This window comes from Streptomyces sp. NPDC052101, from assembly GCF_040680235.1.
GTDB lineage: Bacteria > Actinomycetota > Actinomycetes > Streptomycetales > Streptomycetaceae > Streptomyces.
The window spans coordinates 564,207-589,377 of the sequence record NZ_JBFAWH010000001.1 but is presented as its reverse complement, the minus strand read 5'-3'; the positions used below and the strand labels follow the sequence as shown (position 1 = coordinate 589,377).

Sequence of the window (25,171 nt, the reverse complement as noted above, 5' to 3'; positions counted from 1 at the left end):
TGCCGCACCCGAACCCATGGCCCCACATGCATGGCCCCACATCCATGGCTCCGACGGAGGAGAGGCGACGTCATGCGCATCGGAGTGGCACCGCACCGGCTCTGGCCCCGGTCGGAGGACGAGACCGACGACGTCGTCGAGATCGCCCGGACGGCCGAGGAACTCGGCTTCGACCATGTCATCGCGAGCGGCCACCTGCTGGCCGGAGACGTGGGCGTGACACCGGATCCGCTGGTCCTGCTGTCCGCGGTGGCCGGCGCCACCCGGCGGATCCGGCTGATCACCAGCATCCTGGTGCCCGCGCTGTACGACCCGGTCGTCCTCGCCCACCAGACCGCCACCCTCGACCGACTTTCCCGCGGTCGACTGGTCCTCGGCGTCGGCACGGGCTGGGACCGCGCGGAGTTCGCGGCCGTCGGCGTCCCCTTCGCCGGACGGGGCCGCCGTACCGACGAACACCTAACGACCGTACGGCGGTTGTGGCGCGGCGAGGACGGCACCGCGCGGCTCGGCGTCCTGCCCCGCACCCCGGGCGGCCCGCCTCTGTGGGTAGGCGGCAACAGCGACGCGGCCCTGCGCCGCACCCTGCGTCATGGCGATGCCTGGCACGGCGCGGGGGTCGACCCCGGGCAACTCGTCAAGGTGCGCGAGCGGTTGACGGAACTGGCCGGGGAGGAGGAGCGGGACCCCGCGGCCGTCCCGTTGACCGCCGGGGCGTTCCTGCTGCCCCCGGGATTCCCGGCCGCGGGGGAACTGCCGGCGCCCCCGCTGGGCGGCACGCGCGCGAGTGCCGAGAGCGTGCGGGACGAGCTGGGCAGGCTGGCGGAGGCCGGGCTGTCGTCCGTCTCGCTGTGGCTTCCGGTCGCCGCGCCCGCGTTGCCGGACGCCCTGGCCTGGGCCGCCGGTCAACTCCTGTCTCCCCGGGCGTGATCACCGGACTCGGAAGGCGAAAGTTCCGCGTCCGGCGAGCGGTTCACGCGATGGTGTGATCATGTGCCGTGCGGCGGATGGCCGTCGGGGGCCGCGGGTAGGGCCCCGGCCATGACGCAGCCGTTCGAACTCCCGCGCTTCTACATGCCGTATCCCGCGCGGCTCAACCCGCACCTCGACGAGGCCCGGGCCCACTCCACCGAGTGGGCACGCGCGATGGGCATGCTGGAAGGCTCCGGGATCTGGGACCAGGCCGACCTGGAGGCGCACGACTACGGACTCCTGTGCGCCTACACCCACCCCGACTGCGACGGCCCCGCTCTCTCGCTGATCACCGACTGGTACGTGTGGGTGTTCTTCTTCGACGACCACTTCCTCGACATGTTCAAGCGCACCCAGGACCGCGCCGCCGGAAAGGCCCATCTGGACCGCCTGCCGCTGTTCATGCCGCTGGGCCCGTCGACTCCTGTGCCCGAGCCGGAGAATCCCGTCGAGGCGGGCCTGAAGGACCTCTGGGAGCGCACGGTGCCGTCGATGTCCGCGGACTGGCGCCGCCGCTTCTCCGTGGCCACCGAGCATCTGCTCAACGAGTCGATGTGGGAGCTGGCGAACATCAACGAGGGCCGGATCGCCAACCCCGTCGAGTACATCGAGATGCGCCGCAAGGTGGGCGGCGCCCCCTGGTCCGCCGGGCTCGTCGAGTACGCGAACGCCGAGGTGCCCGCCGCCGTCGCCGGCACCCGGCCGCTGCGCGTCCTCATGGAGACGTTCGCCGACGCCGTCCACCTGCGCAACGACCTGTTCTCCTACCAGCGCGAGGTCGAGGACGAGGGCGAGAACAGCAACGGCGTCCTCGTCCTGGAGAGGTTCTTCGGCTGTACGACGCAGGAGGCCGCCGAGACCGTCAACGACATCCTCACCTCACGGCTGCACCAGTTCGAGCACACCGCGTTCACCGAAGTCCCCGCCGTGGCACTGGAGAAAGGTCTCTCCCCTGACCAGGTCGCCGCGATCGCCGCCTACGCCAAGGGACTTCAGGACTGGCAGTCGGGCGGCCATGAATGGCACCTGCGCTCCAGCCGCTACATGAACAAGGGCGCGCGCGCCGACTCGCCCTGGCAGCTCCTGAGCCACCCCGGCACCTCCGCCGCCGACGTCGGCGCACTGCTCGCCTCCGCCGCCAGGGAACGCCTGCGCGCCCACACCCATGTGCCCTACCAGAAGGTCGGCCCTTCGCTCCTGCCCGAGTTCCACATGCCCTACGAGGTGAGCCTGAGCCCCCACCTGGACGGCGCCCGGCGCAACCTCATCGCCTGGTCGCACCGTATGGGCATCCTCGAAGACGGCGTCTGGGACGAGAACAGGCTCGCCGCCGCCGACCCCGCGCTGTCCTCCGCCGGCTTGGACCCGGACGCCACCCCCGAGGCCCTCGACCTCAGCGCCCAGTGGCTCGCCTGGGGGACGTACGCCGACGACTACTACCCGCTGGTCCACGGCCGCCGCCGGGACCTCGTCGCCGCCCGCCTGGCCACGGCCCGGCTGTCGCAGTGCATGCCTGTCGAGGGCGAGCCGGCCATCGTCCCCGCCAACGCCATGGAACGCGGGCTGACCGACCTGTGGGTGCGCACGACCGCCGGGATGAGCACCGGGCAGCGGCAGACCCTCAAGGACTCCGTGGACGTGATGACCGAGAGCTGGGTGTGGGAGCTGTCCAACCAGCTCCAGAACCGGATCCCCGACCCGGTCGACTACCTGGAGATGCGGCGCGCCACCTTCGGCTCCGACCTCACGCTGAACCTGTGCCGTATGGGCCACGGCCCCGCCGTCCCGCCGGAGGTGTACCGCAGCGGCCCGGTGCGCTCTCTGGAGAACGCCGCCATCGACTACGGCTGCCTCGTCAACGACATCTTCTCGTACCAGAAGGAGATCGAGTACGAGGGCGAGATCCACAACTCCGTCCTGGTGGTGCAGAATTTCTTCGGCGTCGACTACCCGACCGCACTCCGCGTCGTACACGACCTGACGACCCAGCGCATGCGGCAGTTCGAGCACGTCGTCGCGCACGAACTGCCCGTCCTGTACGACGACTTCGAGCTGTCGGAGGAGGGGCGGGCCGCCATGGCGGGCTATGTGCTCGACCTGCAGAACTGGATGGCCGGAACCCTGAACTGGCACCGGGCCGTGGACCGTTACCGGGCCGAGTGGCTGGGCCGCCGCTCACACGGCTTCCTGCCCGACCGCCCGCCCGCCGCACTGGCCGTCTCGCTCGGCTGACCGTTGCGCTCGGCTGACCGTCGCGGAGTCTTCGCGTACGGAATCGGGCATTCTGGGAACTTCGGTGAGCCTTCAGGAGTCTTCTGGGGCAAGGGGAACAACCAGTCGCGAACACACGGGGGTGTTCGATCTTGACCGAGATCATCGACAGGCTCACCGAAGAGGGCGCCGCGGGGAAGCAGGCGCCGACGGCGGACGAACTGACGCCGTATGTCACGCCGTTACCCGTCCCGCCCGTCCTGCGTCCCGCCGCGGACGACGTCCTGCGCGAGACCGAGATCGCCGTCCGCCCGACCTGGGTGCGCCTGCACCCGCAACTGCCGCCGACCCTGATGTGGGGCTACGACGGCCATGTGCCCGGCCCGACCATCGAGGTGCGGCGCGGGCAGCGCGTCCGCATCGCCTGGACCAACCGCATACCGAAGGACGCCGAGTACCCGGTCACCTCCGTCGAGGTGCCCGCCCGCACACCCGGCACCCCGCCCGCCACCACCGAGCCCGGCCGCGAGGGCGTAGAGCCGGACAAGGACGTCGCCGCCCTGCCCGCCTGGACGGTGACCCATCTGCACGGCGCCCAGACCGGCGGCGGCAACGACGGCTGGGCGGACAACGCCGTCGGGTACGGCGACGCCCAGCTGTCCGAGTACCCCAACGACCACCAGGCGGTGCAGTGGTGGTACCACGACCACGCCATGAACATCACCCGGTGGAACGTGATGACCGGCCTGTACGGCACCTACCTCGTCCGTGACGAGGAGGAGGACGCCCTGCGTCTGCCGTCCGGGGAGCGGGAGATTCCGCTGCTGCTCGCCGACCGCAACCTCGACACCGACGAGGACGGCCGGCTCAACGGCCGGCTGCTGCACAAGACGGTGATCGTCCAGCAGAGCAACCCGGAGACCGGAAAGCCGGTCTCCATCCCGTTCACCGGCCCGTACACCACGGTCAACGGCCGCATCTGGCCGTACGCCGAAGTGGACGCCGCCTGGCACCGCTTCCGGCTGGTCAACGCCTCGAACGCGCGCATCTTCGAACTCGTGCTGATCGACGAGGACGGCAACCCGGTGCCGGGCGTCGTGCACCAGATCGGCAGCGACGGCGGGCTGCTGCCGCGCCCCGTGCCGGTCGACTTCGACGGCGACCTGCCCACGCTGACCGCCGCGCCGGCCGAGCGCTTCGACCTGCTGGTCGACTTCCGCGCGCTCGCGGGCCGGACCGTGCGGCTGGTGAACAAGGGCCGCAATCAGCCGGCGGGCGTGCCCGACCCGGCCGGAGACGTGCGCTACCCGGACGCCCTGGAGTTCCGGGTCCGCGAGTCGTGCGAGGAGGACACCTTCGAACTGCCCGAGGTGCTCTCCGGCGCCTTCCGCCGCCTCACCCACGACCTCCCGCACAACCATCGCCTGATCCTGCTCACGCCGCCCGCCACCAAGGGCGCCGGCGGCCACCCGGAGATCTGGGAGCTGACCGAGGTCGAGGATCCGAGCGGCCTGCAGCTGCCGGCCGACGGCATCGTGCAGGTCACCGGGCCCGACGGCACCACGAAGACATACCGGCGCACCTCCCGGACGTTCAACGACGGACTCGGCTTCACCATCGCTGAGGGCGGCTACGAACAGTGGAGCTTCCTCAACCTCGCGCCCATCGTCCATCCCATGCACATCCATCTGGCCGACTTCCAGCTGCTCGGCCGGGACGCCTACGACGTCTCGGGCTTCGACCCGGCCGTCGGCGGCACCCGTACACCGCTGCGGTACGACGCCGGCCGGGCGATCCCGCTCGCGCCCAACGAGCGGGGCAACAAGGACGTCTTCCGGGTGCCGGGCAGCCAGATGCTGCGGGTGATGGGCCGCTTCGACGGGGCGTACGGCCGGTTCATGTACCACTGCCATCTGCTGGAGCACGAGGACATGGGCATGATGCGGCCCTTCGTCGTCATGCCGGCCGCGGCCATGAAGTTCGACCACGGCGCCGGGCACGGCGGTCACGGAGAGGGGCACAACGGACACCCGGGCTGAGCCCAGGGTGTGATGACTACCCTCCGCCACCCTCCGGCCAGTCTCACTCGTTCGTGTCTCGTCGCGGCCCGGTGCTCCGGGTAGAGCACCAGCCGGAGGCGAGCGAACCATGGAACAGACTGCGTTGCGTCCCAAGCCCATGCCTGGTCAGGACCGGCGGGAGGGTGGCACCCCCGGCCCCGCCCACCGCCCGCATGCCGCGCCCCGGCGCGGACGGCGGCTGCGGACGGTGTTGTTCGTGCTGTTCACCAGTACCGTGCTGGTGTTGTCGGGGGTGGGCATCGGCACGGTCGGTGCCACGGTGATCGGTATGAGCAGGCTCGCCGAGCTGCAGCGTCAGTCCCGGCCGGCCGCGCCGCCGACCACGGCCACACCCACCACCCCCACCCCCGCCGTCACCCCCGGCCCCGCCGCGGCCGCCCTGTCCGGGGCGACCCTGGGCATCGAGGCCGTCGACGCGGACAAGGCGGGCGCGGTGGTCGTGGGCGTGCACGTGCCCGGCCCCGGCTATGCGGCCGGCCTGGTCCGCGGGGACGTCCTGCTGCAGTTCGGCTCCGCCCGCGTCGACACCGCCGCCGACCTCGCCCGGGCCGTGGCCCACGCACGCCCCGGAAAACCGGTACTCCTCACCGTCCGCCACAGCCACGGGGGCTACCAACAGCTGGCAGCCGTCCCCGGCGTACTGACCTGACCGACCACGCCCTACGCCCCCACGGCACGGTCCTGGTTCCGGGGTTCGCGGTCCTGGTTCCGGGGTTCGCGGTCCTGGTTCCGGGCCTCATGGCCCTGGTTCCGGGCCTCATGGCCCTGGTTCCGGGCCTCATGGCCCTGGTTCCGGGCCTCATGGCCCTGGTTCCGGATCTCATGGCCCTGATTCCGGGCCTCATGGCCCCGCTCCCGGGCCTCACGGCTCCGTGTACCCCGGGGCCAGCGCCCTCGATCCCGGGGCCCACGGCTCCGGTTCCGGCTCTGGGGCCAGGTTCCGTGCCTCGCGCCCCTGATCTCGGGGCCCGTGGCCCGCCGCGTTCGCTGCCTCGCGGCCGGGATCGCGTGTCGCGCGGTTTCGGTGTGTGCCTTGCGGGCCTGTTCTCGGGGCCCGGGGCTGCGGTTCCGGGCCTCGCGGCTCCGGTTCCGTGCCGCGCGGTTTCGATCCGTGCCTTGTGCCCCTGTTCTCGGGCCTGCGGCTGCGGTTCCGTGCCTCGCGGCTCGGGTTTCGGGCTTGGCGGCTCGGGTTCCGTGCCTTGCGACCGCGACCGCGTCCCGCGCCGTTTCGGTGTGTGCCTCGCACGCCTGACCTCGGGGCCGCGGCCGCGGTTCCGTGCCTCGCGGCTCGGGATCTGTGCCTTGCGGCCGGGATCGCGTGTCGCGCGGTTTCGATCCGGGCCTTGCGCCCCCGATCTCGGGCTCGTGGCCGCAGTTCTGTGCCCCATGACCCCGATCCAGTCCCTCGCTCCCGCGATTTCGGGGCCCGCGCCCCCGACCCCGTTCCCCTCAGCCTGGCCGTCACCCCGGGAAACCCGTTGGTCACTGTCCGCCCCGCGCGTCATGATGGCCCCATGCCGAGTCCCTTTCGCGCCGACCGCATCTCGCGGGGAGCACCGGCGATCGGCTCGCGTGAGCCTGTCCGGCCGGGCAGGATGCTGCCCGAGACGCCCTCGCCCGTTTCCGCACCCGCACCCGCGCTCGGAGGCCCGGATGACCGGTAGTACGCCCGCGCCCTTCACCGCCGCCGACTACAGGGCCCGTATGGAGCGCGCCGCGCGCTCCGCGGCTGACGCCGGCCTCGCGGGGCTGCTCGTGGCACCGGGGCCGGACATGGTCTGGCTGAGCGGCTACACGCCGACCGCCGTCACCGAACGGCTCACCGTGCTGGTCCTCACCCCCGGCCACGATCCCGTGCTCGTCGTGCCGACCCTGGAGGCCCCCGACGCCGAGCACGCGACCGGCGCGTCCGCGCTCACCCTGCGCGACTGGACCGACGGCAAGGACCCCTACGCGGTCACCGCCGCCCTTCTCGACGGCCACGGCCGGTTCGGCATCAGTGACAACACCTGGGCCATGCATCTGCTGGGCCTCCAGCGGACCCTGCCCGACACCTCCTACGCCTCTCTCACCGACGCCCTCCCCATGCTGCGCGCCGTCAAGGACGCGGCGGAACTCGACCTCCTCGCGGCAGCCGGAGCCGCTGCGGACGCAACGTTCGAGGAGATCCGGAAGGTTCCCTTCGCCGGCCGCCGAGAGTCCGACGTCGGCCACGACCTCGCGGACCTGCTGCGCCGCTTCGGCCACTCCCAGGTCGACTTCACCATCGTCGGCTCGGGCCCCAACGGCGCCAATCCGCACCACGAGGTCGGCGACCGCGTCATCCGGCACGGCGACATGGTCGTCCTGGACTTCGGCGGCCTGAAGGACGGCTACGGCTCCGACACCACCCGCACGGTCCACGTGGGCGAGCCGACCGTGGAGGAGCGCCGGGTGCACGACATCGTGCGCGAGGCCCAGGAGGCGGGCTTCCGGGCCGTACGGCCGGGCGCGGCCTGCCAGGAGGTCGACCGCGCCGCCCGCGCGGTGATCACCGAGGCCGGTTACGGCCCGTACTTCATCCACCGCACCGGGCACGGCATCGGCGTCACCACGCACGAGCCGCCGTACATGATCGAGGGCGAGGAACAGCCCCTCGTGCCCGGCATGTGTTTCTCCGTCGAGCCCGGGATCTATCTGCCCGGCCGCTTCGGGGTGCGCATCGAGGACATCGTCACGGTGACCGAGGACGGCGGCCGCCGCCTCAACAACACCACGCGCGAGATGGTCATAGTGGACTGAGACACGACACGGAGAGACCCAGGAGAGGCATCCTCGACTTCATCCCGGAACGGCGACGCGCGACCCATGACCCAGGCACCGACACCCACCGCGGACACGGTCCGCAGACTGGTCCGTTCGCTGCTCAAGGAGGGCGGCGACGGTACTGCGGGACCCGATGTGCGGCCTGTGACGGAGGGCGGCGAGCACTCCACGTGGTGGGTCGGCACCCGCCATGTGCTGCGGCTCGCCCCCGACCGCGAGGCCTCCCTGCGCCAGCGCCGCGAACTGCGCCTGCGTGACCTCGTACGGCCGCACGTCCCCGTCACCGTCCCGGTCAGCGTGGCGCACGGCGAGTGGGCACCGGGCCTCGGCTACACCCTCGACACCGCGATCTCCGGCGGCACCGCCGAGGAGCACGACGTCTCGGCCGTCGGCGAGGCCGACCTCGCCGGGCTGCTCACCGGGCTGCGCGCGGTCCCGGTACGGCAAGCCGAGGCGCTCGGCGTGCCGCGCCCCGCCCCGCGCTCCCTGGAGGCGCTGCGCCGCATGGCGGTGCACGCGGCCGAACGCCTCGCCGCCGCCGACGAGTTCGACGCCGCCCGGCTGCTCCAGCTCACCCCGCCCGGCGCCGCCCAGCTCGCCACCCAGCCCGGCACCGCCGTACTGGTCCACCACGACCTCAAGGGCGAGCATCTGGTGGTCAGCGCCGAGGGCAGGGTGCGCGGCGTCCTCGACTGGACCGACGCGGCCCTGGGCGACCCGGCCGAGGACATCGCCGGGCTCGTCCTCGCGGTCGGCTCCGGCGCGGCGGTACGCGCGGCCACCCTTGCGGGCTACGGTGCCCGCCCCTGCCTGCGCGGCCTGTGGCTGGCCCGCTGCGACACCGTCATCCGCCTCGCCGACCGCGTGGAGGGCCGCGACGACAGTCCCCTGCCGCTTCTGCGCACCCAGCTGGACCGTGCCTGGGAGCCGATCCTGCTGGAGCGCCTGACGGACTTCAAGGACGACGAGTAGCAGCCGAAGGGCTCCGACGGCGGCACCCGTCGGAGCCCGTAGCCGGTGACAGCCGTGGGCCGCCCGCTCCGGCTCAGGGCTGGGTCAGGATCACGCAGGACTCGCCGGGCACCTGGAGGAGCCCGTCGGGGCCCGGCGGCTCGACCTGGTCCCAGGCCGCGAGGACCAGTGCGGGGCGGGAGCCCAGGGGGATCGCGGCCGGCTCCTTGCCGAGGTTCACCACCACGCGTACGTCACCGCGCCGGAACGCGAGCCAGCGGGACTCCTCGTCGTACGCCACCCTCGTGTCGGCCAGGTCGGGGTCGGTGAGGTCCGGCTGCTCGTGCCGGAGCGCGATCAGCCGCCGGTACCAGCCGAGCACGCGCGCGTGGGGCTCGCGTTCCGGCTCCGACCAGTCCAGGACGGAGCGGTCCCGCGTCGCCGGATCCTGCGGGTCCGGTACGTCCTCCTCGGCCCATCCGTGCGCCGCGAACTCCCGCCGCCTGCCTCGCCGTACCGCCTCGGCCAGTTCCGGATCGGTGTGGTCGGTGAAGAACTGCCAGGGCGTGCCCGCCGCCCACTCCTCGCCCATGAACAGCATCGGCGTGAACGGCGAGGCCAGCGTCAGCGTCGCCGCGCAGGCCAGCAGCCCGGGGGAGAGGCGGGCGGAGAGCCGGTCGCCCTGGGCGCGGTTGCCGACCTGGTCGTGGGTCTGGCTGTAGCCGAGCAGCCGATGCCCGGCCGTCCGCGCGCGGTCCAGCGGCCGGCCGTGGTGCCGGCCCCGGAAGCTGGAGTACGTGCCGTCGTGGAAGTAGCCGCCGGTCAGCGTCTTGGCGAGCGCGGCGAACGGAGCCCGTGCGAAGTCCGCGTAGTAGCCCTGCGACTCGCCGGTCAGCGCGGTGTGCAGGGCGTGGTGGAAGTCGTCGTTCCACTGCGCGTGCAACCCGAGGCCGTGCTCCGCGCGCGAGGTGATGATCCGCGGGTCGTTCAGGTCCGACTCGGCGATCAGGAAGAGCGGCCGGCCCAGCTCCCCGGCGAGGCCGTCCACGGCCGCCGACAGCTCCTCCAGGAAGTGGCACGCGCGCGTGTCGTGCAGCGCGTGCACCGCGTCCAGCCGCAGACCGTCGATCCGGTAGTCCCGCAGCCACGCCAGCGCGCTGCCGACGAGGAAGGCGCGCACCTCGTCCGAGCCCGGCGCGTCCAGGTTCACCGCCGAACCCCACGGCGTGTGGTGCCGGTCGGTGAAGTACGGCCCGAACGCGGGCAGGTGGTTGCCGGACGGGCCCAAGTGGTTGTGCACGACATCCAGGACGACGCCGAGACCGAGTTCGTGCGCCCGGTCGACGAAGCGTTTCAGTGCCTCCGGGCCGCCGTACGGCTCGTGCACCGCCCACGGCGACACCCCCTCGTACCCCCACCCGTGCCGCCCCGGGAACGGACACAGCGGCATCAACTCCACATGCGTGACGCCCTGTTCCGCCAGATGCCCCAGCCGGGCCGCCGCCGCGTCCAGGGTGCCCTCGGGGGTGTACGTGCCCACGTGCAGCTCGTACAGCACGGCACCCGGCAGCCCCCGCCCCGCCCAGCGCGTACGCCACGCGTGCCGCGCGTGCTCCACGACCGCGCTCAGCCCGTCCGGGCCGTCCGGCTGGCGGCGCGAGCGCGGGTCGGGCAGCACGGGACCGTCGTCCAGTGCGAACCCGTACCGGGCGCCGTCCCTGGCCTCCGCCTCCCCCGTCCACCAGCCCGCACGCTCGGGATCGCGCGCCAACGCGCGCGTGGCGCCCTCGCAATGGAGCGTCACTCGGTCTGCCTGCGGTGCCCACACCTCGAACTGCACGGACGGTTCCCCTTCGTCTGTGATGGATCGCCTGCTCACCGTGATGTCCCGCGGTCCCCATCGTGCCCGCCCGGACGATCGATCCGCCTTCGAATATGCCCTTTCCCGGTGGTGTCGTGGCCGTACGCGCGGTTCGGTGCCGATTCCCCGTTTTCTGGACACCCGGGGTTCACTGACCGACAATCACCAGCGTGACGTCGTCCTTCGAGTTCTCCACGTACCCCGCGCGGCTGTCCGACGCGGAGCGTGACAAGGCGCTGCAGGTGCTGCGCGACGGCGTCGCCCTGGGCCGGCTCTCGCACGACACGTTCGTGCGCCGCATGGAACTGGCGCTGGCCGCCCGGCGCAGCGACGAACTGGCCGCCCTCGTCGCCGACCTACCCCAAGAGAACCGTTTCTCCCGCGCGGTCCTCGGCACCGTCGAGGCCGTCTCCGGGTTCACCGTACGGCTGCGCCGGGCCTGGCAGGCCGAGCGGCTGCCCAAGCTGCTGCTGCCGAACCCCGCGCACACCCACCCGCTGCGCATCGGCCGCGACCCGGCCAACGGGCTGCGCCTGAACCACGAGACCGTCTCCCGTGTGCACGCCGAACTCAGGCGCCAGGGCGGCCTGTGGGTCCTGCGCGACCTCGGTTCCACCAACGGCACCACGGTCAACGGCCGCCGGGTGATCGGCTCGGTCGTCGTCCGCGAGGGCGACCAGGTCGCCTTCGGCAGGATGGCGTTCCGGCTCGCCGTGAGCTGAGACGGGCTGAGCGGCGGGCCGCCCGTGTTCGAATCGGCTCACCCGCACGGGCGCGTGCCGGACCGATCGGGTGAGCCGGGCTGTGGAACCGGGCCCGGTGTGCCGATGCATCGGGCATGACGTACATCTCCCGAGTGACCGCGGCCGCCGGTGCCCTGCTGGCCTGCGCCGGTCTCCTCGCCGCGGCCCCGGCCCAGGCGGCCCCCCGCGTAGCGTTCCCCCTCTCCGACAACTGGCTCTACCTCACCGTCGTCAAGGGTGAGACCGCCCAGTCCGGCGACAAGCACGGCACGCTGCTGCTGTGCGACCCGATGCCCCTGGGGTACGCGCGCGCGGCCGAGGCCTGCGGTGAACTCTCGGCCGCGGAGGGCGACATCGCCCGCATCCCGCAGAAGAAGGTCTTCTGCCCGATGATCTACGCCCCCGTGACCGTCAGCGCGCACGGGCAGTGGAACGGACGGCCGGTCGACTACCAGGAGACCTACACCAGCAAGTGCGCCATGGAGGCGCGGACGGGAGCGGTGTTCGACACGGAGCACTGAGCCCGGCCGCAGGGCGGCGCGGGACGAGCTGCCGTGCGCCGCAGGGGCTGTCGGGCGGCGCGGCGCGGTCGGTGGTGCGCAGGCCTCAGGCCGGCCGCTCGCGGGCCTGCTGCGCCGCCACCAGCACCGTACGGGACTGGTGCTCCACCTGGTGCTCCAACGGCACCCAACGGGCCCTGAACCGCGCCGCGAAGGCATCGCACCAGGTCGTGACGAGCTGTTCCAGGCGCGGTGCCGCCCGGTCGTCCGTCTCCCGCAGCACCCGCAGCAGCATCGCCGCCGCCCGCAGCGGCAGCCGCCGCCCGAAGGCGTCCACACTGCCGACATACGCCATGGTCGTACCGGCGGGCTGCGTGTGGATCCAGTCCTCGGCCAGGCCCGGGATCAGCTCCAGCGCCCAGCGCGCCGCCCGCAGCAGCGGGCCGTCCTCGCCGTCGAGGCGGGGCAGCGCCTCGCTGAGCACCCCCTCCACCTCCAGCGCGTCCCGCAGCAGCCGCTGCGCCAGGCGTCGCATCGCCGCCGCCGGAGCCGGGTGCGGAGCCGGGTCGTCCACCAGGTCGCTGGCCCACATCGGCACCTCCACCACGGCCGTCAGACCGCCGTAGCGGTGCGCGTGGTACCAGGTGCTGTGCCGTGCGTCGTCCGGCATGCTCGGGTAGGCGGCGCCCGTCTCCGGCCCGGGCATGACATGCACCCCGGGTCCGGAGGCCGGCCAGCCGGCGGCGTCCGAGGCGCCCGTCTCCACCGGGATGTGCAGTTGCGCAGCGGACTTGGCGAAGGGCTCGGCGAGCCCCGGCACGTCCCTGGTCAGCTGCACCCAGCTGCCGCCCAGATCGGTGCCGTGCAGGGTCACCTGGAGGTAGGGCCGCAACTCGTCGATCACCCCGGTCAGCGCCCGGGTCTCGGGCGGCAGCCGGTCCGGCGGCAGCACGGACGGTGACCACTCCGGCTGCTCCGCGCCCGTCGGCCGGTAGAAGCCGAAGTGGTAGTCGAGCAGACTGCGCGGCGCCGGCGTGACATGCAGGCTCGCGCCGTCCGGATCCGCGCACAGCAGGAAGTGCCAGGACGTGTCCGTCCGCAACTCCCGCTCGGCCAGTACTCGTTCGGCCAGCACCCGCAGGGTGGAGCCCCCGGTCGGCTCGTTGGCGTGGGCGCCGGCCACCACCAGCACCGCCCGCCGGGCGTGCCCCACCGACAGCAGGTGCAAGGGTCTTCCCGCGCGGGATACGCCCACCTGCCTGAGCGAGCACAGCCCGGGTTCCTGAGCGGCCAACGCCTTCGCGGAGGCGACCAGTTCGGGAACGCTGGGGTAGCGCAGCTCCGGCAGAAGACTCACCCCCGACTTGTTCCGCCCGGCTTCGCCCTCCAAGTCCCGCACGCGGCGGGTGAACTGTCAAGCGTGCGGCGGGGGAGGCTACCGGGGGCGCCCGGACACAGTCCCGGGGGCGCGGCGCGGGCGGTGCGTGCCGTGCGCTCACTGCTGGTGCAGGCCGCGTCCCGCGAGGGTCAGGAACACCTCACCCACCGCTTCCGACAGTGTGGGGTGCGCGTGCACATGCCGGGCCACGTCGGCGGGCTCGGCGTCCCAGCCGACGATCAGCTGGCTCTCGGCGATCATCTCGGACACGTTCGGGCCGACCAGGTGCACGCCGAGCACCTGCCCGCCGCCGGCCTCGGCGACCACCTTCACCAGACCGCCCTGGCCGTGCACCATCCCCTTGGCCACGGCGGTCAGCGGCATCGTGTTGACCTCGACCGCGCGCCCACGCGCGCGTGCCTCCGTCTCGGTCAGCCCCACCGAGGCGGTCTGCGGCGAGGAGTACGTCACCCGGGGCACGGCCGCGTAGTCCACCGGGGCCGACACCCGCCCCGCCAGCGTCTCGGCGACCAGCAGGCCCTCCGCGAACGAGGCGTGCGCGAGGCCCGGCGAGGGCGGCGGAAGCAGATCCCCGACAACATGGACACCCGGCACGGCCGTCTCCAGCCGGTTCCAGTCGGCCGGTACGACGAACCCCCGCGCGTCCGTCGTCAGACCGGCCGCGTCCAGGCCGAGGCCCTCGGTGACCGGTGCCCGGCCGACGGCCACCAGCAGCCGCTCCGCCTCCACCGTGCGTATCTCGCCCCGCCCGGTGCGCACACGCGCGCGTACGCCGCTCTCCAGCACCTCCGCGTCCAGCAGCCGAGCGCCCGTCTGGACGTCGATGCCGCGCTTCTTCAGGCCGCGCGTCAGATGCCGGCTCACATCGGCGTCCTCCAGCGGCACGATCCGGTCCGCGGCCTCGACCAGGGTGACCTCCGCGCCCATGGACCGATGGAAGGAGGCGTACTCCACGCCGATCGCGCCCCCGCCCACCACCAGGACGGACGCCGGCAGCCCCGGCGCGAACAGCGCGTCGTCGCTGGTCACGACGCGGCGCCCGTCCGGCACGAGGCCCGGGAGCGTGCGCGGGCGTGAGCCGGTCGCGAGGACGATCCCACGGCGCACGGTGAAGTCACGCACGCCGAGCGCGGATCCGAGCCGCGCGCTGGGAGTGGAACCGGGGTGCGCGCCCGGCGCGGAACCGGTGCGCGGGCGCGTGACAGAGGCGTGCGGGTCCTGCGCGTGCACATCCAGCGTGCCCGGCGCGGAATCCGTATCCGTACGCACGCCTTCCACGCGCACCGCGCGCGTCCCCGTCAGTCGTGCGCTGCCCCGCACCACCCGCACCCCGGCGTGCGCCAGATGCGCCTCGACCCCCTTGTGGTTGCGCGCCACGATGTCGTCCCGCGTGGCCACCAGCGCCGCCCAGTCGATCGAGTCCAGCGTGGCCTTCACACCCCACCGCTCGCGCGCCTCGGCGATGCCGTCGACCAGTTCGGCGGCGTGCAGCATCGCCTTGCTCGGGATGCAGCCCCGGTGCAGACAGGTTCCGCCGACCATGTCGCGTTCGACGAGGACGACGTCCAGCCCGAGGGCGGCGGCGCGCAGAGCCGTGCTGTAGCCGCCCGTGCCCCCGCCGATGACGAGGACGTCCGTCGTGTTCGTGGTCCATGTGCTCATGCCCTCACCCTCCGCCCGTCCCTTGCCATGAGTCCAAGGCAATGTTCTTGTGGAAGCCATGCAGGATGCTTATGGATGCCGGGGGAGGGCGCGGAGTTGAGCCTGCGGCAGATGGAGTACTTCGTCACGGTCGTCCACGAGGTGTCGTTCACGCGCGCGGCGGACGTCCTGCATGTGACGCAGCCCGCGCTCTCGCACCAGATCAAGGCCCTGGAGAAGTCGGTCGGCGGCGCCCTGCTGGAGCGCATGGCCCGCGGCGTGCGCCTCACCCCGATGGGGCGGGCCTTCCTGCCGCACGCCGAACTCGCCGTCCGCAGCGCCGCGCAGGCTCGCCGCGCGGCCCGCGCCACCGCCGGCGCCGAGGGCGGCGAACTGCACGTCGCCACCCTGCACTCCCTGGCCGTGGGCGTCCTGCCCGACGTCTTCGCCCGCTGGCGCGCGGCCCACCCGCGGGTGCTGCTGCGCCTGCACGAGTACGCCACCGCCGAGGCGCTGGAGGAGGCCGTGCAGCGCGGCACCGCCGACCTGGCCTTCGGCCCGAAGCCCTCCGACCCGCCCGGCACCGTCGTCCCCGTCGGCGAGGAGGAACTCGTCCTGGTGGTCCCGTTCGACGACCCGCTCGCCGGCCGTACGACGGTGACGCTGCCCGAACTCGCCGACCGGGCCTGGGTCCGCTGTGCGCTGGAACCCGTCGTGCACGGCGAGCGCTTCCTCGACTGGGCCTGCGGGCAGGCCGGATTCAGGCCGCGGACCGCCGTGTGGACCGAACACAGCTCGACGGCCGTGCGGATGGCCGCCGCCGGGGTCGGGGTGTGCGCCGCGTCGGCCGACGTCGTGCGCGGTGCCGTGGGCGAGGACTGTGTGATCCTCACCCCCGACCCGGCCTGGAAGCGCTCCCTCACCGTCTACGCGCGCGTACCGCCCACCGGCGCGGCCGGGGCCTTCACGGACCTCCTGCGTGCCACCTGGCCCGCCCCGAGAGCCTCTCCGGCCCACTAGAGCCTGTCCGGCCCACTGAGCCCCGAAGAGGGGCCCGAGCCCGGACCGGCGCTTCTCACCCCTCCCCGACCCGCTCCAGCAGCACCACCGGCTGCCGCTCGAAAAGGTCCGCCACGCGCGCGTCGCCGGTGAACTCCCGCCCCGGCGTGAGCACGTCCGCCCACCGCCCGGGCGGCAGCGCCAGCCGTGTCCCGTGCCAGCCGCCCGTCTCCGAGAGCCGCAGTGACAGCCGGGTCACCGCCGTGACCACCGCACCGGAGCGCGCGAACGCCACACAGTGCCCGGCGGCCGGGCCCTCGGCGGCCAGGGGAGCGTAGGACGCGGCCGTGCCGAAGGCGTCGGGGCGCCGGGCCCGCAGCCGCAGCGCCGCCGCCGTCAGCGCGTCCTTCTCGCCGGGGAGACCGGGCGGGAACGCCACCGGCCGCCGGTTGTCCGGGTCCACCAGCGCCCGGTACTCGCCCTCCGTACCCTGGTACACGTCCGGCACCCCCGGCATCGTCAGATGGACCAGGGCGGTGCCGAGGACGTTGGCCCGGATGTGCGGCTCCAGCGCCTTGCGGAACGCCGCCACGCGCTCGCCCGGCGGCCCGCACGGACCGGCGGCGACGAACGCGGCCACCGCCTCCTCGTACGGCGGCTCCTGCTCCGTCCAGCTGGTGTACATGCCCGCCTCGCGCACATGCTTCAGCAACGCCTGCCGGACCCGCTCCTCCTCGGCGGGCCCCAGCCCGAACACCGTCTGCCAGGCTGCCCAGGCCAGCTGTCCGTCCGGTGCGCTGATGTCCTCGTCGGAGCGGCTCACCTCGGCCAGCAACTCCGCCCACCGGCCGGAGCACTCGGTGAGCACGGCCAGCGCGGCGCGGACATCGGCGCTGCGCTTGGTGTCGTGCGTGGAGACCACCGTGCCGGTGCCCGGCCAGTCGCGCTGCACGCGCGCGCAGTACGCGTGGAACTCCTCCGGGGACACCCCCGGCCGCCCGGGATCGCCGCCGACCTCGGTCGCCGACAGCAACGCCACATAGCGGTAGAACGCGGTGTCCTCCACCGACTTGGCGCGCAGCGCCGAAGCGGTCTGCGCGAACCGGGTACGGAACTCCTCCCGGTCGGCGTGGTCCGGGGCCGAGGCGTCACCGGGCGGCTCGACCAGCAGCGCGCGCACGACGCCGACGGCATCCGCCTCCTCGGGCACCACGAAGGCGAGCCGGGCCTCCTCGGCGGCCTCCTCGGTGACGACGGCGGAGGCGTCACCGGAGCCGTACGGCCGGTACACCCGCAGCCGGACCAGCAGTTCCTCCACGGCCGTGCGCAGCGCCCAGGGAGCCCGGTCGTGCAGCGCGAGGTCCGGCGAGGATGCGCACAGCCGGGTGGCGACCCGGGTGAGCCGGTCGGCCTCGGCGGCCAGCTCGTACGTGAGCACCTTGTACGCGGCCCGCCGCACCGTCGCCTCCCAGTTGCCGCCCCGGTCCGTCTGCGGAGCCGCGAACGCCCGGTACCGGCCGAGCAGTTCGTACGCCCCCGTCCGATCCGTGAACAAGCCGTCGATCCGGCGCAGGGCGTCGTAGCCCGTGGTGCCGGCGACGGGCCAGGACTCCGGCAGCCGCTCGCCGTCGGCGAGGATCTTCTCCACCACCGTCCAGCGCCCGCCGGTCGCCCCGTGCAGCCGGGCGAGATAGCCGTCGGGGTCGGCGAGCCCGTCCGGATGGTCGACGCGCAGCCCGTCGAGCACGCCTTCGCCGAGCAGCTGGAGGATCTTGGCATGGGTGGCGTCGAACACCTCCGGGTCCTCCACGCGCACCCCGATCAGCTCGGAGATGGTGAAGAACCGCCGGTAGTTCAGCTCGGTGCGGGCCAGCCGCCACCACACCGGGCGGTACCACTGGGCGTCGAGCAGCTTCGGCAGCGGCAGGTGCTCGGTTCCGGCACGCAGCGGGAAGGCGTGCTCGTGGTAGCGCAGCACATCGCCGTCGACCACGAGGTGCTCCCGCTGCGAGCCGACCGGACCGCCGAGCACCGGCAGCAGCACCCGCCCGCCCCGCGCCTCCCAGTCGATGTCGAACCAGCGCGCGTACGGCGAGCCGGGCCCTTCGCGCAGCACCTCCCACAGGGCGCGGTTGTGCCGGGGTGACATCGCCATGTGGTTCGGCACGATGTCCGCGACCAGGCCAAGACCGTGCTCCCGCGCGGTACGCGCCAGCGACCGCAGGCCCTCCTCACCGCCCAGTTCCTCGCGTACGCGCGCGTGGTCCACCACGTCATAGCCGTGCGTGGAGCCCGGCACGGCCTCCAGGACGGGGGACAGGTGCAGGTGCGAGACGCCGAGCGACGCCAGATACGGTACGGCCGCGGCGGCGGCGGCGAACGGGAACGCGGGCTGGAGCTGCAGGCGGTAGGTGGCCGTGGGCACCCCCGGTCCGGATCGCGCAGAAGTCATGGAAACGTACGTACCCACCCCGCCGCCTTTCGTGTCATCGGCCCCTGCAGGGACCCACGCACGCGTGCCTGACTTCGAGCGACGGGAACCAGGGGGGAGACCTCTGCCCGACGTCGGGCACGGGCCACCTACCGTCAGGTGATCCGCCTGATGTCGCCGGAGCGCTCAGGGGCCCGCCCGCGCCCGTCCTGGCCCTTCTGGGGGCCGCCGCGGGCGCCACGGTGCCGCTCGTCGGCAGGGCCGGATGGGCGAGCACCGCCGCCTGCTGGTGGCAGCCTGCGGCAGCGGCTTCGCCCTGCACCCCACGGCCCGACTCATGGCACCCACGCACGAATCACCCCGCGCCACACCCACCCCCGAGCAGCCCGTCACCGCTGCTGCCCACGAGCAGCCCGCAGCCACACCCGAACACGGACGCCCCGACGTCACACCCGTGCACGAGGGACTCGCCCGCGCGGCACCCACCCTCGCACCCGGCCGCGAAGATCCCGCCCCCGCATCCCCATGCCAAGCCGCCCGCCAAGCCCCCCGCCCGGCATGCGCCCGCACCGCCGGCTCGGGAGGAGGACCAGGCGGGGGACCGGCAGCCCGCTAGGGGGCTCCTGGGGGCTGCCGGCACCGGCTCGGCCCGGTTCGCTACGTCGGCCGCTGCAGCACCGTCAGGCTGCGGTCGGGCAAGGTGATCCGGTCGCCCGCCGCGACCTTGGCGCCGGAACCCGGCGGCCCCCCTTCCGGATGGCCCGTGTCGACGACCACCTGCCACTGCCGGCCGTGGTTGACCGGCACCAGGAAGTCCAGCGGCTCCGGGGAGGCGTTGAACATCAGCAGGAAGGAGTCGTCGGCGATGCGCTCCCCGCGCGTGCCGGGCTCGGAGATCGCGTTGCCGTTCAGGAACACCGTCAGCGCGGACGCCCGTGCCGAGTCCCAGTCCCGCTGGGTCATCTCCGAGCCCTCCGGGGTGAACCAGGCGATGTCGGACAGTTCGTCGTGGGTGCCCTCCACCGGACGGCCGTGGAAGAAGCGGCGCCGGCGCAGGACCGGGTGGTCCCGGCGCAGCCACACCATCGCGCGCGTGAACTCCAGCAGATCCCGAGGATCTCCGTCCTCCTCGGGCCAGCGCACCCACGCGATGTCGTTGTCCTGGCAGTAGGCGTTGTTGTTGCCGCGCTGACTGCGGGCGAACTCGTCGCCGTGGCTGATCATAGGCACGCCCTGGGACAGCATCAGCGTGGCGATGAAGTTCCGCATCTGCCGGGCGCGCAGCCGGAGCACCTCCGGGTCGTCGCTGTCGCCCTCCACCCCGCAGTTCCAGGACCGGTTGTGGCTCTCGCCGTCCCGGTTGTCCTCGCCGTTGGCCGCGTTGTGCTTGTCGTTGTACGAGACGAGGTCGTGCAGCGTGAAGCCGTCGTGGCAGGTCACGAAGTTGATCGAGGCCAGCGGCCGGCGTCCGTCGAGCTGATACAGGTCCGACGATCCGGTCAGCCGGGAGGCGAACTCGGCGAGCGTCCGCGGCTCGCCCCGCCACAGGTCCCGCACCGTGTCCCGGTACTTGCCGTTCCACTCGGTCCACAGCGGCGGGAAGTTGCCCACCTGATAGCCGCCCTCGCCCACGTCCCAGGGCTCGGCGATCAGCTTCACCTGGGAGACCACCGGGTCCTGCTGCACCAGGTCGAAGAACGACGACAGCCGGTCCACCTCGTGGAACTGCCGGGCCAGCGTGGCCGCGAGGTCGAAGCGGAAGCCGTCGACATGCATCTCGGTGACCCAGTACCGCAGCGAGTCCATGATCAGCTGGAGCACGTGCGGGGACCGCATGAGCAGCGAGTTCCCGGTGCCCGTGGTGTCCGTGTAGTAGCGCGGGTCGTCCGCGAGCCGGTAGTAGGACGCGTTGTCGATGCCCTTGAAGGACAGCGTCGGGCCCAGATGGTTGCCCTCGGCGGTGTGGTTGTAGACGACGTCCAGGATGACCTCGATCCCGGCCTCGTGCAGCGCCCGGACCGCCGACTTGAACTCCAGCACCTGCTGGCCGCGGTCGCCCCAGGAGGCGTACGCGTTGTGCGGGGCGAAGAAACCGATGGTGTTGTAGCCCCAGTAGTTGCTCAGGCCCAGGTCGGCCAGCCGGTGGTCGTTCACGAACTGGTGAACGGGCATCAGCTCCAGGGCCGTCACCCCGAGCTTCGTCAGATGGTCGACGATCGCCGGATGCGCGAGCGCCGCGTAGGTGCCGCGCAGCTCCTCCGGCAGCCCCGGGTGACGCATGGTCAGGCCCTTGACATGGGCTTCGTAGATCACCGTGTGGTGGTACTCGGTGCGCGGCGGCCGGTCGTCGCCCCAGTCGAAGTACGGGTTGATCACCACCGAGGCCATGGTGTGCGGCGCCGAGTCGAGGTCGTTGCGGCTGTCCGGGGAGCCGAAGTGGTAGCCGTACACCTCCTCGCCCCACCGGGTCGTGCCGCTGATCGCCTTCGCGTACGGGTCGAGGAGCAGCTTCGCGGAGTTGCAGCGCAGCCCGCGCCCGGGGTCGTACGGGCCGTGCACCCGGAACCCGTACCGCTGCCCCGGCATCACGCCCGGCACGTACGCGTGCCGCACGAAAGCGTCGCTCTCGCGCAGTTCCACCGCCGTCTCCGAGCCGTCGTCGTGCAGCAGAGACAGCTCTACTCGGTCCGCGGCCTCCGTGAAGATCGCGAAGTTGGTTCCGGCGCCGTCGTAGGTGGCGCCGAGCGGATACGCCTGTCCAGGCCAGACCTGCATGGATACGACTCTCCCAGGTGTGCCGCCGCCCTGGGGCCGCGTTGGCCCCCGAGTCTGCCCGAAAGTGACGGAACCTCCCCTGCCTTACGTCCCTCTTACCCACCGATCAGCGCATCCGGCGGCTCCCGTATCCGCTGTGTGCCGCACCAGTGGGGCAACACGTACTCCCCGAGTACCACGGGGAACAGGGGGACAGTGTGCGTGAGACAGTGCATCGCCATCTGGGCAAGTTAGTGGCCGCGGCGGCCGTCGCGGCCGTGGGGACCGCCGCGATGGTCGCGATCACGCTGCCGGGCACGGCCGGGGCGGACACGTCGGCAGGACCGGGAGGCGGGGGCCCCGGGCCGGTCAGGAGCCGGACGCGGTCCGGCCCGCACTGGCGGAACGGGCGCCCGCCGAGAGCGGCAGGGGCATCGGCCGGGACCCGCTGACCGACGACGAGATCCGGCGGGTCGAGAACATCGCCCTGGACCGGCAGCTGCTGAACTCCGGCGAGAACGTCGACGGCGGCCGCGGGCCGCAGCGTCTGAGCGTCGACCTCGCCGAACCCGAGGCCGGCGAGACCGACGCGGCCGACGCGCCGCGACGGGCCGACATCGTTTTCTACGACTACCGGAACGACACCCTCGTCACCAGGACCGTCGACCTGGACACCGGCAAGGCCGAGCGGACCGGCACCGAGCGGGGCGTGCAGCCGCCGCCGAGCCGGGCCGAGAACACCGAGGCCGCCCGGCTCCTGATCGCCGCCCCGCTCGGCGCGGGCCTGAAGGCGGACTACAAGGACCCCACCGGCAGGGAACTCACCTCCCCGGACCAGCTGCTGCTGAGCGGCGGCGTCTACCGGGCGGCCCCGGGCGCCCAGCCCGCGGACCTCGACGCATGCGGTGTGCACCGGTGCGTCCGGCTGTTCACCAAGGCCGTGAACGGGCCCTGGATCGACACCAGGTCGCTGGTGATCGACCTGAGCGCGCGCAAGGTCGCCGCCCTCGACCGCGGCTGACCCGAACGTCTCCGCACACCCGCCCCTCCTGTGAAGGAGCCCCTTCGTCATGCCCGAGTACGGAATCCGGCGTACCCGCAGGGCAGTGGCCGCCGGACTGACCGTGGCCGCGCTGGCCGCCGGCGCGACGACCGCCGCCGGCCCGGCCGCCGCCCGCCCGAGAGCGTCCGCCGCCGCGCCCGCACCTGACTGCGGCGCCGCCCACCGCATCGAACAGAAGCTCTCCACCGGCACGACCTGGCGCATGTGCTGGCACTACGACAGCAAGGCCGGTCTCGTCCTGGAGAGGATCAGCTACCAGCCCAAGGGCGAACCGAAGCCGATCAGGGTCCTGAACAGCGCCGGACTCGCCCAGATCCATGTCCCCTACGACGACGGCAAGCACGAGTACGACGACCTGACCGGCGAGGACTTCGCCCAGTCGCTGATGAGCCTGTCGCCCGCCGAATGCCCTGGCGGCACCATCAAGACCGTCAAGGTCCCCGATGCCGTGGACCCGGCCCACCCGAATGTGGCCGGACTGTGCACGACCACCCGCGCGCGCGGCCACGCCTACCGCATGCACGACCTCGGCGCGGACAAGGTCTACCAGGCCCAGGGCAAGGACTTCCTCGTCTACACCGTCAACCAGGTCGGCTGGTACGAGTACATCACCGAGTGGCGGTTCCAGGACGACGGAACGATCGGCATGAACGTCGGCGCGACCGGAAGCCTGTCCTGGGAGGACTACGACTCCGGCGACGGACGCGGCTGGCCCATCGGCAAGGGCGCCAAGGCCTATGCCACCAGCCACAGCCACAACGTCTTCTGGCGGCTGGACTTCGGCCTCGACGGCTCGTCCGGGGCGAAGGCCGAGCAGTACGACTCGGCCGTCGGCCCGCGCACCGGAGGGCAGGAAGGCCCCACCACCAGGACCACCCGCACCCAGGTCACCAAGGAACTCGCCGGTGACCTCAGGACCTACCGCTGGTGGCGGGTGGTCAGCGCGACCGGCAGGAACAAGGACGGGCACGCCCGTTCGTACGAGGTCGTCCCCGGCCCCACCACCAAGTACCTCGGCCGCACCTTCACCGAGCACGACCTCTACGTCACCGAGTACACCCCGTGCGAACTGTTCGCCAGCAACAACCCCGGGTGCGGCCGCGGACACCCCACCTCCGTCGACAAGTGGGTCGGCGGACAGACCCTGACCCACCCGGTGATCTGGATGAACGTCGGCTTCCACCACATCGCGCGGGACGAGGACCAGCAGCCCATGCCGGTGCACTGGCAGGGCTTCGCCATCACCCCACGGGACGTCACCGCTATGAATCCGCTCACTCCGAGTGACCTGACGTGGCAGAACGGCCATTGGGAGCCCCGCAGTTGAGGAAAGCAGTTGAGAAACCGACCTGTCCATCCGGCTGCACCGCCGACCCCTCGCGGAGTACCCTTCCTTGATCGTTGGGACGGGAAAGGCCCGGGGGGCCGGAAGGCGGTGCACGGGTGGGCTCGGGAGGGCTGGAGCTGCCCCCTGGTGACGACGGTCACGAGGGGAACTCCACAGACGTCCCGCCCGGCGCGGTGTCCCTGGCCAGGCCGATGGACGCGGGATCCATCGGGCCTGAGCTGGACTGGGACGCCGACGCCTGGCGCGAGGTGCACACCCGCGCCCAGCGGGCCGGCCGGGCCTACATCTGGCTGAACCTCGTCGAGCAGCGGCTGCGTGCGGTCGTGGCCGCCGTACTGCGTCCCATCTACGAGCCCGTCCACGGGGACGACTGGGTGGTCGCCGCGGCCGGTCCGGCCGGTCAGGAGTGGGTGCAGCGCGCGGTCGCCGTGCGGGAAGTGAGCCGCCGCAAGGGCTACTTGCTCGATCCGGCCGACGACAACGTGCTCAGCTTCCTCACCCTGCCCCAGCTGCGCGAACTGATGGTGCAGCACTGGCCCTGCTTCGAGCCGTACTTCGACGAGCGCCGTGACCTGGAACTCGCCCTGGACGAGCTGGAGGTGACCCGCAACGTCGTCTCCCGCAACCGGGCGCTGTCCGAGGCCGTCCTCAGCCAGGCCGAGCGGGCCTCGGCCCGGCTGCTGGAGATGCTCGGCGCGGGCGGTGACGTGCCCTCCGCGCGCCGGCTGCCCGTGGACGCGGTCGAGGACCTGGTCGGCGACCGGTACGCCGACGTCGTCGCCGTCCACCCGGACCGCGTGCGGCTGCTGCGCCAGTTCCCTGCCGAGGACATCTTCGGCTCCGCCCGCCGCCTGGACGCCATCGGCATCGGCCTCAACCTGCTCGTGCAGAACTTCTCCGGCCGCCGGCTGCTCCGGCTCGCCGAGTCCGGCTGCCGGGTGCGGCTGCTCTTCCTCAACCCCGCCTCCAGCTCGGTCAAGCGCCGCGAGCGCGAACTCGGGATGAAACGGGGCGAACTGAGCCGGTCCGTCGAGATGAACATCCTGCACATGCGCCGCGTCCGCTCCCGGCTGCGCGACCCGGGCGCCTTCGAGATCCAGGTCTACGACGAGACACCGCGCTTCACCGCCTACCTGGTGGACGGCGACGGCGCCGACGGCATCGGCGTGGTGCAGTCCTATCTGCGTGGGGCGCGCGGGATGGAGTCGCCGGTGCTGGTGCTGCGCAACGGCAGCAAGCTGGTCAAGTCGGAAGATGTGGGCGAAGCGGGACTCTTTCCGACATACCGCGAGGAATTCGAGCTGACGTGGGCGGATTCGCGCCCAGTGTCCTGAATCGTCCACCGCGGTAAGCGGAACGCGATCCTCGGATTGTCAGTGCCGCGTGCGAGGGTGGAGGCCACTGGGGGAAAG

16 protein-coding genes and 1 pseudogene are annotated in these 25,171 nt (G+C 72.6%); 12 read left to right on the top strand and 5 right to left on the bottom strand.

Annotated elements, in window-relative coordinates; genetic code table 11:
* Nucleotides 1-72 precede the first annotated feature (72 nt).
* The 6 genes from AB0L75_RS02560 (at nucleotide 73) to AB0L75_RS02535 (ending at nucleotide 9,041) form a co-directional block, all read left to right on the top strand.
* Nucleotides 73-930 carry an LLM class flavin-dependent oxidoreductase gene (locus AB0L75_RS02560; RefSeq protein WP_365174250.1) on the top strand — a complete coding sequence of 286 codons (858 nt, stop codon included), beginning with the start codon at nucleotides 73-75 and terminating at the stop codon, nucleotides 928-930.
* Between the two features lie 111 nt (nucleotides 931-1,041).
* Nucleotides 1,042-3,204 (top strand): germacradienol/geosmin synthase Cyc2, encoded by a 2,163-nt coding sequence (gene cyc2, locus AB0L75_RS02555; protein WP_365174248.1) that lies wholly within the window; start codon nucleotides 1,042-1,044, stop codon nucleotides 3,202-3,204.
* A 131-nt stretch (nucleotides 3,205-3,335) separates the two neighbouring features.
* Nucleotides 3,336-5,222, top strand: a complete 1,887-nt coding sequence (gene phsA, locus AB0L75_RS02550; RefSeq protein ID WP_365174245.1) for an O-aminophenol oxidase PhsA — start codon at nucleotides 3,336-3,338, stop codon at nucleotides 5,220-5,222.
* A gap of 109 nt (nucleotides 5,223-5,331) precedes the next feature.
* Nucleotides 5,332-5,913, top strand: coding sequence for a PDZ domain-containing protein (locus AB0L75_RS02545; protein ID WP_365174243.1), 582 nt, complete (start codon nucleotides 5,332-5,334; stop codon nucleotides 5,911-5,913).
* Between the two features lie 1,004 nt (nucleotides 5,914-6,917).
* The gene (locus AB0L75_RS02540) at nucleotides 6,918-8,045 is read left to right on the top strand and encodes an aminopeptidase P family protein (RefSeq protein WP_365174241.1); all 1,128 of its coding nucleotides are present in this window, start codon (nucleotides 6,918-6,920) and stop codon (nucleotides 8,043-8,045) included.
* Nucleotides 8,046-8,111: 66 nt separating this feature from the next.
* Nucleotides 8,112-9,041: an aminoglycoside phosphotransferase family protein gene (locus AB0L75_RS02535; protein ID WP_365174238.1), complete on the top strand. Its 930-nt coding sequence runs from the start codon at nucleotides 8,112-8,114 to the stop codon at nucleotides 9,039-9,041.
* 73 nt (nucleotides 9,042-9,114) lie between these two features.
* Here the strand turns inward: AB0L75_RS02535 and treZ are convergent, their stop codons facing one another.
* A complete protein-coding gene (treZ, locus tag AB0L75_RS02530) occupies nucleotides 9,115-10,860 on the bottom strand; it encodes a malto-oligosyltrehalose trehalohydrolase (protein WP_365174236.1) in 1,746 nt (581 codons plus the stop codon).
* Nucleotides 10,861-11,051: 191 nt separating this feature from the next.
* Here treZ and AB0L75_RS02525 point away from each other — a divergent pair, with 191 nt between their 5' ends.
* Both AB0L75_RS02525 and AB0L75_RS02520 read left to right on the top strand, forming a co-directional pair.
* Nucleotides 11,052-11,603 carry a DUF1707 and FHA domain-containing protein gene (locus tag AB0L75_RS02525; protein ID WP_365174234.1) on the top strand — a complete coding sequence of 184 codons (552 nt, stop codon included), beginning with the start codon at nucleotides 11,052-11,054 and terminating at the stop codon, nucleotides 11,601-11,603.
* A 116-nt stretch (nucleotides 11,604-11,719) separates the two neighbouring features.
* Nucleotides 11,720-12,145: a subtilase-type protease inhibitor gene (locus AB0L75_RS02520; protein WP_365174232.1), complete on the top strand. Its 426-nt coding sequence runs from the start codon at nucleotides 11,720-11,722 to the stop codon at nucleotides 12,143-12,145.
* A gap of 85 nt (nucleotides 12,146-12,230) precedes the next feature.
* Here the strand turns inward: AB0L75_RS02520 and AB0L75_RS02515 are convergent, their stop codons facing one another.
* Nucleotides 12,231-13,481 carry a M14 family zinc carboxypeptidase gene (locus AB0L75_RS02515; protein WP_365174230.1) on the bottom strand — a complete coding sequence of 417 codons (1,251 nt, stop codon included), beginning with the start codon at nucleotides 13,479-13,481 and terminating at the stop codon, nucleotides 12,231-12,233.
* Between the two features lie 138 nt (nucleotides 13,482-13,619).
* Nucleotides 13,620-15,185, bottom strand: coding sequence for a dihydrolipoyl dehydrogenase (locus tag AB0L75_RS02510; protein WP_365174228.1), 1,566 nt, complete (start codon nucleotides 15,183-15,185; stop codon nucleotides 13,620-13,622).
* A gap of 96 nt (nucleotides 15,186-15,281) precedes the next feature.
* On the opposite strand from AB0L75_RS02510, the gene AB0L75_RS02505 reads away from it, so the two are divergent.
* Nucleotides 15,282-16,184 (top strand): LysR family transcriptional regulator, encoded by a 903-nt coding sequence (locus AB0L75_RS02505; protein WP_365174871.1) that lies wholly within the window; start codon nucleotides 15,282-15,284, stop codon nucleotides 16,182-16,184.
* 55 nt (nucleotides 16,185-16,239) lie between these two features.
* Here the strand turns inward: AB0L75_RS02505 and treY are convergent, their stop codons facing one another.
* Both treY and glgX read right to left on the bottom strand, forming a co-directional pair.
* Nucleotides 16,240-18,615 carry a malto-oligosyltrehalose synthase gene (gene treY / locus AB0L75_RS02500; protein ID WP_365174225.1) on the bottom strand — a complete coding sequence of 792 codons (2,376 nt, stop codon included), beginning with the start codon at nucleotides 18,613-18,615 and terminating at the stop codon, nucleotides 16,240-16,242.
* Nucleotides 18,616-19,251: 636 nt separating this feature from the next.
* The gene (gene glgX, locus AB0L75_RS02495; RefSeq protein ID WP_365174223.1) at nucleotides 19,252-21,369 is read right to left on the bottom strand and encodes a glycogen debranching protein GlgX; all 2,118 of its coding nucleotides are present in this window, start codon (nucleotides 21,367-21,369) and stop codon (nucleotides 19,252-19,254) included.
* Nucleotides 21,370-21,566: 197 nt separating this feature from the next.
* Here glgX and AB0L75_RS02490 point away from each other — a divergent pair.
* From AB0L75_RS02490 to AB0L75_RS02480, 3 genes and pseudogenes are all read left to right on the top strand, one after another.
* Nucleotides 21,567-22,369, top strand: a pseudogene (locus AB0L75_RS02490) (Tat pathway signal sequence domain protein).
* A 49-nt stretch (nucleotides 22,370-22,418) separates the two neighbouring features.
* Complete coding sequence (locus AB0L75_RS02485) at nucleotides 22,419-23,738, top strand: copper amine oxidase (protein WP_365174220.1); 1,320 nt, start codon at nucleotides 22,419-22,421, stop codon at nucleotides 23,736-23,738.
* 116 nt (nucleotides 23,739-23,854) lie between these two features.
* Nucleotides 23,855-25,093, top strand: a complete 1,239-nt coding sequence (locus tag AB0L75_RS02480) for an SAV2148 family HEPN domain-containing protein (protein ID WP_365174218.1) — start codon at nucleotides 23,855-23,857, stop codon at nucleotides 25,091-25,093.
* Nucleotides 25,094-25,171 lie beyond the last annotated feature (78 nt).

Coding starts and splice junctions, on each gene's coding strand:
- AB0L75_RS02560 (WP_365174250.1), top strand. CDS start 73: ATGCGCATCGGAGTGGCACCGCACCGGCTCTGGCCCCGGTCGGAGGAC.
- cyc2 (WP_365174248.1), top strand. CDS start 1,042: ATGACGCAGCCGTTCGAACTCCCGCGCTTCTACATGCCGTATCCCGCG.
- AB0L75_RS02545 (WP_365174243.1), top strand. CDS start 5,332: ATGGAACAGACTGCGTTGCGTCCCAAGCCCATGCCTGGTCAGGACCGG.
- AB0L75_RS02540 (WP_365174241.1), top strand. CDS start 6,918: ATGACCGGTAGTACGCCCGCGCCCTTCACCGCCGCCGACTACAGGGCC.
- AB0L75_RS02535 (WP_365174238.1), top strand. CDS start 8,112: ATGACCCAGGCACCGACACCCACCGCGGACACGGTCCGCAGACTGGTC.
- AB0L75_RS02520 (WP_365174232.1), top strand. CDS start 11,720: ATGACGTACATCTCCCGAGTGACCGCGGCCGCCGGTGCCCTGCTGGCC.
- AB0L75_RS02510 (WP_365174228.1), bottom strand. CDS start 15,185: ATGAGCACATGGACCACGAACACGACGGACGTCCTCGTCATCGGCGGG.
- treY (WP_365174225.1), bottom strand. CDS start 18,615: ATGACTTCTGCGCGATCCGGACCGGGGGTGCCCACGGCCACCTACCGC.
- glgX (WP_365174223.1), bottom strand. CDS start 21,369: ATGCAGGTCTGGCCTGGACAGGCGTATCCGCTCGGCGCCACCTACGAC.
- AB0L75_RS02485 (WP_365174220.1), top strand. CDS start 22,419: ATGCCCGAGTACGGAATCCGGCGTACCCGCAGGGCAGTGGCCGCCGGA.